The 8,673-nt window shown below is 41.8% G+C and carries 10 protein-coding genes and 1 pseudogene; 1 reads left to right on the top strand and 10 read right to left on the bottom strand.

The annotated features are described in order from the left end of the window. Nucleotides 1-64: 64 nt before the first annotated feature. The 7 genes from AOQ70_RS11010 to AOQ70_RS20220 form a co-directional block, all read right to left on the bottom strand. Nucleotides 65-790, bottom strand: coding sequence for a hypothetical protein (locus tag AOQ70_RS11010; protein ID WP_059376268.1), 726 nt, complete (start codon nt 788-790; stop codon nt 65-67). A 17-nt stretch (nt 791-807) separates the two neighbouring features. Continuing rightward, nucleotides 808-1,011, bottom strand: a complete 204-nt coding sequence (locus AOQ70_RS11005) for a DUF2768 domain-containing protein (RefSeq protein WP_034280421.1) — start codon at nt 1,009-1,011, stop codon at nt 808-810. Between the two features lie 266 nt (nt 1,012-1,277). Then, nucleotides 1,278-2,315 carry an NAD(P)H-dependent glycerol-3-phosphate dehydrogenase gene (locus tag AOQ70_RS11000; protein ID WP_041085916.1) on the bottom strand — a complete coding sequence of 346 codons (1,038 nt, stop codon included), beginning with the start codon at nt 2,313-2,315 and terminating at the stop codon, nt 1,278-1,280. A 14-nt stretch (nt 2,316-2,329) separates the two neighbouring features. Further along, complete coding sequence (gene der, locus AOQ70_RS10995; RefSeq protein WP_041085918.1) at nt 2,330-3,640, bottom strand: ribosome biogenesis GTPase Der; 1,311 nt, start codon at nt 3,638-3,640, stop codon at nt 2,330-2,332. A gap of 159 nt (nt 3,641-3,799) precedes the next feature. Further along, a complete protein-coding gene (locus AOQ70_RS10990; protein WP_008344527.1) occupies nt 3,800-3,994 on the bottom strand; it encodes a capping complex subunit for YIEGIA in 195 nt (64 codons plus the stop codon). A 6-nt stretch (nt 3,995-4,000) separates the two neighbouring features. Continuing rightward, nucleotides 4,001-4,885, bottom strand: coding sequence for a YIEGIA family protein (locus tag AOQ70_RS10985; RefSeq protein ID WP_039179575.1), 885 nt, complete (start codon nt 4,883-4,885; stop codon nt 4,001-4,003). Continuing rightward, complete coding sequence (locus AOQ70_RS20220; RefSeq protein WP_442854380.1) at nt 4,882-5,475, bottom strand: YphA family membrane protein; 594 nt, start codon at nt 5,473-5,475, stop codon at nt 4,882-4,884. The genes AOQ70_RS10985 and AOQ70_RS20220 overlap by 4 nt, the downstream gene beginning before the upstream one ends. Nucleotides 5,476-5,603: 128 nt before the next feature. On the opposite strand from AOQ70_RS20220, the gene AOQ70_RS19305 reads away from it, so the two are divergent. Next, nucleotides 5,604-5,735, top strand: a complete 132-nt coding sequence (locus AOQ70_RS19305) for a YpzI family protein (protein WP_064497540.1) — start codon at nt 5,604-5,606, stop codon at nt 5,733-5,735. A gap of 17 nt (nt 5,736-5,752) precedes the next feature. Here AOQ70_RS19305 and fni read toward each other — a convergent pair whose 3' ends face one another. The 3 genes and pseudogenes from fni to cmk form a co-directional block, all read right to left on the bottom strand. After that, nucleotides 5,753-6,808: a type 2 isopentenyl-diphosphate Delta-isomerase gene (gene fni, locus AOQ70_RS10975; RefSeq protein ID WP_059376261.1), complete on the bottom strand. Its 1,056-nt coding sequence runs from the start codon at nt 6,806-6,808 to the stop codon at nt 5,753-5,755. A gap of 14 nt (nt 6,809-6,822) precedes the next feature. Continuing rightward, a complete protein-coding gene (gene rpsA / locus AOQ70_RS10970; protein ID WP_041085926.1) occupies nt 6,823-7,974 on the bottom strand; it encodes a 30S ribosomal protein S1 in 1,152 nt (383 codons plus the stop codon). A gap of 223 nt (nt 7,975-8,197) precedes the next feature. Continuing rightward, a pseudogene (gene cmk, locus AOQ70_RS10965) lies at nt 8,198-8,673 on the bottom strand ((d)CMP kinase); the annotation flags it as partial.

Below are 8,673 nucleotides of genomic sequence, written 5' to 3'. Positions count from 1 at the left end.
TATGTTTAGCCATAAAAAAACCTTTCTCCTCATTTATATGCAGAGGAAAAAGGTTCATTCTTGTTTATGACGTCTTTTTTTCTAAAAAGGCAGGCTCACCTTTTTTGTTGATGGTATATGGGACAGAAAACGCGGGTACAAACGGAGTTTCCTGCCAATATACATCTTGAATGTTTTCACCTGGTTTCAGCTTTTGCTTCGTATTCTTCAAAATATGAGCAAAATCACTGCGATAGTCCACATAGATGTCACCGTTTGATGAAATTAGTAATGGGAGGGAATTCCCTGTCACAGGACTCATGACCGCAGGCGGCGATTTTAATCCTAATTTTTTTTCATTTAACGTATATAAATTGTCTGATACGACTTTGCCGTATGGCGGATATGTATGTTCATCTTGATACATCTTGATCCTAAGACGTAATTCATTGATGGTCTGCGTCATTTTGACATCAAGCAGTTTCACAGTTGGTTTCTTTTCGACGTCTGTGAGGACATAAATATATTCGCCCCCGCCTTCATAAGATGTAGACGGTACGTCGTGTAAATATCTTGGTGACAAGCGCTTAAAGTCGATGACATATTTCTGATAAACCGGCGTGTCTGCTTCTTTCGTTTCTATAGGCAGAAGACCATTTGTTGCTTTTTGAAATTCCTCAATCGCTGTCTGGACACTTTGCAGCTGCTCTTCGTATGGCACCCGGTTCTCAGCTTTGCGATTTTCTGGATACAGACATCCTGTTAATAACATAAGTGCTAACAGCGTGACACTGACTTTTGCTTTGATCATCACATTCTTCCTTTTCTTTATTCATTGACCGGCCCGCTAAAGACAACTAAAAACACAATGATACCTGATATCAGCATCAAGCTGTATGCGACGGTAGAGGCCGTTATTTTAAGAAATTTGCTTTTCAGCTTAAACCTGCTGAAATAAATGGTTACTACGGCTAAAAACATGAGCCCCATTGAACCAAGCGCAAACCACATCTTGATTAAAGCAAAACTCATCGTGCCTGTCCCCCTTCAAAACGAACGAATTGTAAGCGTTTATATTTCATTCTAAACCAAAAATAAGGTAAATATCAATCATTTTTCCAATCATTCAGAAAAAAGCGCATAAAAAAACTGAAGCAAAGAGGGGGACTCTGCTTCAGTCATTGGATCGACTATTTTCCTCATTCTGTAGAGGCAAAGCTCTATTCAAACTTCATTGCTATGTTATGCAAGTCTTCCCCTTCTTGCATCCTCTACATGCCTAAGTTCAGTCTTTCCATTTATTTTGTTTGGTTTTCAAACATGTTCACAAGGTCTTCCATCTCATGTGTTTTCACACGTGCCATTAAAGATTCTACAGCATCGTCAACCTTTTTCCCTTCAAACAGGACGCCGTAAAGAGCCTCTGTAATCGGCATGCTGACCTTGTATTCTTTAGAAAGCTGATAAGCGCCTTTTGTTGTGCGGACGCCTTCGACAACCATCCCCATTTTTTCAAGCACTTCTTCGAGCTTATATCCTTTACCGAGTAAATTCCCACAGCGCCAGTTACGCGAATGAACACTTGTACATGTCACGATCAAATCGCCAACACCTGTTAATCCGGCAAATGTAAGGGGGTTCCCTCCCATTTTTGTGCCAAGACGTGCGATTTCAGCAAGTCCTCTAGTGATAAGCGCCGCTTTTGCATTGTCACCATATCCAAGTCCGTCTGTGATACCAGCCGCAAGAGCAATGATATTTTTCAATGCGCCGCCAATTTCTACCCCAATCACATCAGGGTTGGTGTACACTCTAAAATGATTGTTCATGAACAAATCTTGAACAAATTGAGCTGCTTCAATATTTTCTGATGAGACAGTAACAGTTGTCGGATGACGCAGACCTACTTCTTCTGCATGACTTGGCCCTGATAGGACAACGACAGCTTCTCTTTTCTCAGATGGGACTTCTTGTTCAATCATTTGAGAAATTCTAAGAAGTGTATCTGGTTCGATTCCCTTACTGACATGGACAAACGGCACCTTCGATGAAATCAGCTCATTTGCCTGCTTCAATACCTCACGAATGGCCTTTGTTGGCACAGCGACAATAATCGCCTCTGTCCCCTCTAAAGCCTGCTTCATATCGGTTGTCGCCTGAATAGACGCTGGCAGTTCGACATTTGGCAAGTAATCATGATTTTCATGTTTCTCATTGATTTGATCAATGAGCTCTTGTCTATGTCCCCACATGTGTACATCATGATGATTATCAGCTAATACAAGCGCAAGAGCTGTTCCCCAGCTGCCTGCTCCAAGTACGGAAATTTTCTTCATCCTGCTCACCCTTTTTATTTTCTCGCTCTCGCAAATATTTTAATTGGTGTTCCTTCAAAACCAAATGCATCTCGAATGCGGTTTTCTAGGAAACGCTCATAAGAAAAGTGCATAAGCTCTGGATCGTTTACAAACACAACGAAGGACGGAGGCTTAATGGCCACCTGTGTTGCATAGTAAATTTTGAGGCGCTGTCCGTTATGGGTCGGCGTTGGATTCATCGCCACCGCATCCATGATGATATCATTTAAAATATTGGTTTGAACGCGCATTGCATGGTTTTCGCTCGCTGTGATAATCGACGGCATTAATGTATGAATTCTCTTTTTCGTAAGAGCAGACATAAACAAGACAGGTGCATAATCAAGGAATTGAAAATGCTCACGGATGTTTTGCTCAAATTCCTTCATCGTACGCTCATCTTTTTCAACAGCATCCCATTTGTTCACAATGATGACAACCGCTTTACCAGCTTCGTGTGCATAGCCCGCAATTCGTTTATCCTGCTCAATAATGCCTTCCTCGCCGTCAAGTACAACAGCGACAACATCAGAGCGATCAATGGCTTTTAATGCACGAAGCACACTGTATTTCTCTGTTGTTTCATATACTTTCCCTTTTTTCCTCATACCTGCTGTATCAACAATGACAAAATCACGCTGATTGTACGTAAACATCGTATCGACAGCATCTCTTGTTGTACCAGCGATGTTGCTGACAATGACGCGGTCTTCTCCCAGCATGGCATTCACTAATGAAGATTTCCCTACATTCGGGCGGCCAATTAAGCAGAACTGAACAACTTCTTCATCATATTGCGTATCCGGTAAATTTTTAAAATGTTCTGCAACTGCATCAAGCAGATCACCAAGACCTAACCCGTGTGTTCCAGAAATCGGAAACGGCTCGCCAAATCCGAGCGCATAAAAGTCATACACGTCGCTTCTCATTTCAGGGTTGTCCAGTTTATTGACAGCAAGTACGACTGGCTTTTTCGTGCGATATAAAATTTTTGCGACTTCTTCATCCGCAGATGTCACGCCATCTCGGCCATTCACCATAAAGATAATGACATCCGCTTCGTCCATTGCGATTTCTGCCTGATGGCGAATTTGCGCCAAGAATGGCTCATCTCCAATATCAATTCCACCAGTATCTATTAAATTAAAGTCATAATTTAACCATTCAGCAGAGCTATAGATTCGATCTCTTGTTACACCAGGTGTGTCTTCTACAATCGATATTCTTTCGCCTGCGATTCGATTAAAAATTGTAGATTTTCCAACGTTGGGCCTTCCAACAATGGCTACGACAGGTTTACCCATAGTACCCTTCCTTTCAATCCAGCCGCGATTCAATATGTTCATCATCATGTTTCAACCGGGATTTAAAATTTTCATTCAGTTTTATGAAATAAACCCTTCAAACATGAAGGGTTCAACTTATATATTATATCAATTTTTAATCAGACCACAATGAATAACTTAAAAATGTTTGACAATCAAGTAAAGATCTTCTCCAATGCCGTGTGCAATTCCATCTAAAATGGCCTCTAAATTCATGGCATACATGTCGAGTTCTTCTTTATTTTCACAGAAAAAAACGGCTGTTCCGCCAATGACCCTCTCTTTATTTGTTGTCGCCACAGCCAATATAAATTGTTCAATGGTGTTCGCCATGCCCTATTACCTCACTTTCTTTTTAATGAAATCTGTCGGCATTCGAATGGCATTTTCTAAAATAGGCACCTCTTCTAATACACGGACAGCCAAATCTTCACGATACCATTGCGGTAAAATGAACACGCCAAGTGTGCCGTTATTCAGATCACGTTTTGCGAGCGGACAGAGCGATGGTTCCCCAGAATCGCGATACACGCCAAGCACGTTCGATAAATCAAATAAAATGGCTTGCCGCTGTCCAAGGTTGGCAATCGTTGTAGCAGAGTTGAAATTTTTCGGCGTCAAAATAAAGCCCATCCCATGCTCTAAGATGAGCTTTTGCTTTTCAGGCAGCCCGATATTCATAATGTATATATCATTCACATAAAGCCCTGCCCCATCAAAGCGAAGTTCCCCTTTTTGAATATTGACGATATCCTTTAATTGACTGCCTGACATTAATAGCTTTGCCATGAAAAAACAAAGAATACCGACCACTGTTCCAACAACAAGCGAGAAGAAAATACAGGCTGTCGTTGTAATAAGTGCAGTGAGAATCGCAATATAATTTCGACTTTCAAAGGCAATGGCAATGCCTTCTATATATGTACTGCCTCGTGAGACAAGCTCGTACGAATCCATTTGGGTTAACGTATTTCTTTCCATATTTCTGACATCGCGAAATTGCGTGGCTGCCAAAGTGAGAAAGGTGATCGCCGTAAATTCCTCCTGAATCAGCGCAGGCATAATGATCGCACCTAATCCTGACGCAATAAAACCAAGCGCAATGTGAATCACTTGTCCATGAATATACGTAGGGTATTGCCGGTAATCGGTTCTTAGCATGTAAAGTCTGGCCGCCATCCCAAAGATGACACCAATAATCACAGGAAACGTATAGTCTGTCATGTTGATTTTGCAGCCCCTTTTACTGATTTTCTTGATGAACGGGCGTTGAAGAGCTTTTCAAGCTGATCGACACCTAATAGGAAGACCGCTCCTTGCACAACGAAGGAAAGAAAAGAGAGATCTCCTATGACAATTGATGATGTAAGGCGGTGAATCGTCAGCGCATAAAGGGCTTCGCCGAGACATACTGACATCATCCATAGGGTGATTCTTTCCGTTAACGGCTGTCCATATGTCATACACATTAAGATCAGCAAGGCAAATACGACCCAATCCACCTTTATTATCGTGAACCAAACAGGGTCATATAATGCAAACATCATAAAAAAGGCATACGCGCTCACCATTGAGCCCAATTGCATGATCCTCATGAATCGATAACCAGGCCTGAATATGACGAAAGCGGCACATGCATATAAAAAATTCATCAAGAATCCCGCATTCATGCTCATATCTAGAACGGATATCATGAAATGACTGGATATAATATGGACAAGTACACAGATACCTAGCACGCTGCGCCACAAACTTTTTTCCATGATAAATGTCACCATAATCCAAACGAACCATATAGACCAATAATAGTACAAAGCCTCCAACGCCTCATCACCTCAATTACATTATGGGAAAATCTCCAATTTTTAAACATGCGGATCGTTACCGGCTCTGTATGAAATAAACAAGAGGTGACACCCTAATGATTGAGGAGGGATGAGTGATGGGAAAAGATAGACAGGAAAAGCGTTTAAAGGCGTCAAAAAGAGTGGAATCTGACCGTGATCAATCCATTCATCATAAAGGTGCAACAGCATTAGAAGGTCCAGAAAGCGCTCGAAAAAGAAATCAATAAAAAAAAGGCATGTGATATCACATGCCCCTCTTACTATAGTACGTTGTGTCAACGCCTCTTTCTTTGAGCCAATGACTTGTTTCCCCTGAGATCACAACTGGAGCTTGTCTCAATTCTTCAATCGTCTTCACACCAAGCACTGTCATCATCATCTTGATATCTTCTTGAAGATCCATGATATCTGCGATGAGGCCGCTTTCTCCTCCACTGGTCAATGATTTTAAGAAAAATCCAGCAAGACCAGCAGCAGATGCGCCAAGAGCTAATGATTTGGTTACATCAAGAGCATCTTTGATACCTCCGGAGGCTAAAATCGTTTGATTCTGAAAGGCTGTATGTACTTCAGCAAGACTCGCTGCAGTTGGAATTCCCCATTGATCAAAATAACGAAGTGCTTTTTGGCGGCGGAGATTTTCAATCTTAGAAAAGTTCGTCCCACCAAATCCGCCTACATCAACGGCTGCAACCCCAACATGAAATAACTTTCTTGCCGTCTCCTTGCTAATGCCAAATCCGACTTCCTTCACGACAACAGGCACACCAACAGATTGAGCGATAGCTGCAATCCGCTCAAGCGCCCCCCTGAAATCGCGATCCCCTTCAGGCATGACGATCTCTTGAATGACATTCAAGTGAATCTGGAGCATATTTGCCTCGAGCATGCTGACTGCTTCTTGAGCTTGCTTAATCGTCGCTTCACTGCCTAAATTCGCAAATACAATTCCATCCGGATTGACTTTACGAACGATTTCATATGTTCGTCTTTCTTCTTTATCTTTCAGTGCAGCCATTTGTGATCCAACTGCTACTGGGATATTGGTCTCCTTCGCTGCGATCGATAAAGAGCGGTTGATCTCATAGGTAGATTCTCCGCCCCCGCCAGTCATTGCATTGATAAAAATTGGCGAACCGAAAGTCAGTCCGCCAATTGTCGTATGTGTATCAATTTGTGATGTTGCAAGATCTGGTAAACTGGCGTGAACGAAGGAAACATCTTCTAAACCTGTTGCTGCATGCTGGCCAGTGGACAACGCATGCTCAATATGCTGTTTCTTTCTTTCTGCTCGCGTCAATTTTGATCACCAAATTATTTTAGTTTATTGAGTTTATCGCCGATCAGGTCACCAAGCTGGAATCCGCTTGTGTTTTCTTCTTTCGCCTGATATTGACGATAATCCTCTTCGATTTGTTTTTCAGGATTTTCTTCTAAATCACGAATGCTTAGTGAGATGCGCTCTTCGTCTTCATTCACATCAAGCACTTTCACTTTAACAGTCTGCCCTTCTTCAAGGACTTCTTGCGGCGTGCCGATATGTTTATGAGAGATTTGGGAAATATGCACAAGCCCTTCTACACCTGGCAGAATTTCAACAAATGCACCAAAGCTCACAAGACGTTGAACAGTTCCTTCAAGCACATCACCTTGTTTTACCTTTTCACCAATTTGGCTCCAAGGTCCTGGTAATGTTTCTTTAATAGATAGTGAGATACGTTCGTTATCACGATCAACAGCAAGTACTTTGACCTGGACTTCCTGTCCTTCTTCTACTACGTCAGATGGCTTTTCAACATGCGCATGGGATAGTTGAGAAATGTGAACTAATCCATCAATGCCGCCAATGTCAACAAATGCACCAAAATCAGTAAGCCTCTGCACTTTACCATCAATCACACTGCCTACTTCAAGCTTTTGCAGGAAGTCTTGCTTTTTGTCTAACTGCTCTTGCTCAACGACTGCACGGTGCGAGAGAATCACGCGATTTTTTTCGCGGTCAAGTTCTACCACGACAAGTGAGAGTGTTTTCCCTTTGTAATCTGTGAAGTCTTCTACATAGTGTGCTTCTACTAGAGATGCAGGAATAAATCCACGCACACCAATGTCAACGACAAGACCACCTTTTACAACGTCTTTTACTTCAGCTTCAAATACTTCTTTTGTTTCAAACTTTTTCTCTAGGTCTTCCCAAGCGCGGTCTGCATCAACAGCACGTTTAGATAAAATCAAAGCATCGTCTTCGACCTTTGTTACTTTAAGCTCTAACTCGTCGCCATCTTTCACGACATCTGATGCTTTTTCAACGTGAAGACTTGATAATTCACTGATTGGGATGATACCAGGTTGTTTCACATTGACGATATCTACATTGACATGCTTGTCCTCAACTTTAGAAACAATCCCTTTCACTACATCTCCAACCTCTGGTACCTGAACATCGATTTGATTCATTTCCTCTGTCATTTCGATAACCTCCTTGGTCCAAACCTACACAGCTTAGTTAAAACGACTGGGCGAATATGTGTCTTAAGCATGATGAATGCCAGCCGAATATGTATTATAGAAACATTCAAATCAATATAATTGCTTGAATGATCAATAAAAATAGTATTAGTATAAACTTCTAATAAAAGACCTTGTTTGTCAAGAGATAAACCTCTAACTTATTAAAGTTTTCTAAAATTTCTTACTGTTTCTCTACGCGGTCTGCTGCATCTAAAATTTTCCCTGCCACCTCTTGAATAGAAAGGGAGGTTGTGTCAATTTCAATGGCGTCATCCGCTTTCTTTAAAGGTGAAACTTCACGCTCAGAATCAAGCTTGTCACGTCTTGCAATCTCTTCAATCAGCTGATCGTAATTGACATCGTAGCCTTTTTTCTGATTCTCTTCAAAGCGGCGTTTTGCTCTCTCTTCTACTGATGCAAGCAAGAAAATTTTCACTTCGGCATCTGGAAGTACGTGAGTGCCTATGTCTCTTCCATCCATAACGACACCACCTCGTTTGCCAAGCTCTTGCTGCCTGCGGACCATTTCTTCCCGAACAGCTCTGTGCTTTGCAACAACCGATACTTGGTTGCTTACGCGGTCTGTACGAATATCCTCTGTGACATCCGTATTKGTTTAGATGGACTTTTTGACCCTCGCCTGTTGTTACAAGTTCA

It is taken from the genome of Bacillus sp. AM 13(2015), from assembly GCF_001518755.1.
GTDB lineage: Bacteria > Bacillota > Bacilli > Bacillales > Bacillaceae > Bacillus > Bacillus safensis.
The sequence above is the reverse complement of the archived record's forward strand: the minus strand, read 5'-3'. Positions and strand labels throughout refer to the sequence as shown.

Bases quoted from the DNA above. Each gene is read 5' to 3' on its own strand.
- AOQ70_RS10985 (WP_039179575.1), bottom strand. From the start codon at position 4,885: ATGACAGACTATACGTTTCCTGTGATTATTGGTGTCATCTTTGGGATG.
- der (WP_041085918.1), bottom strand. From the start codon at position 3,640: ATGGGTAAACCTGTCGTAGCCATTGTTGGAAGGCCCAACGTTGGAAAA.
- rpsA (WP_041085926.1), bottom strand. From the start codon at position 7,974: ATGACAGAGGAAATGAATCAAATCGATGTTCAGGTACCAGAGGTTGGA.
- AOQ70_RS11010 (WP_059376268.1), bottom strand. From the start codon at position 790: ATGATCAAAGCAAAAGTCAGTGTCACGCTGTTAGCACTTATGTTATTA.
- AOQ70_RS19305 (WP_064497540.1), top strand. From the start codon at position 5,604: ATGGGAAAAGATAGACAGGAAAAGCGTTTAAAGGCGTCAAAAAGAGTG.
- AOQ70_RS11005 (WP_034280421.1), bottom strand. From the start codon at position 1,011: ATGAGTTTTGCTTTAATCAAGATGTGGTTTGCGCTTGGTTCAATGGGG.
- AOQ70_RS11000 (WP_041085916.1), bottom strand. From the start codon at position 2,315: ATGAAGAAAATTTCCGTACTTGGAGCAGGCAGCTGGGGAACAGCTCTT.
- AOQ70_RS10990 (WP_008344527.1), bottom strand. From the start codon at position 3,994: ATGGCGAACACCATTGAACAATTTATATTGGCTGTGGCGACAACAAAT.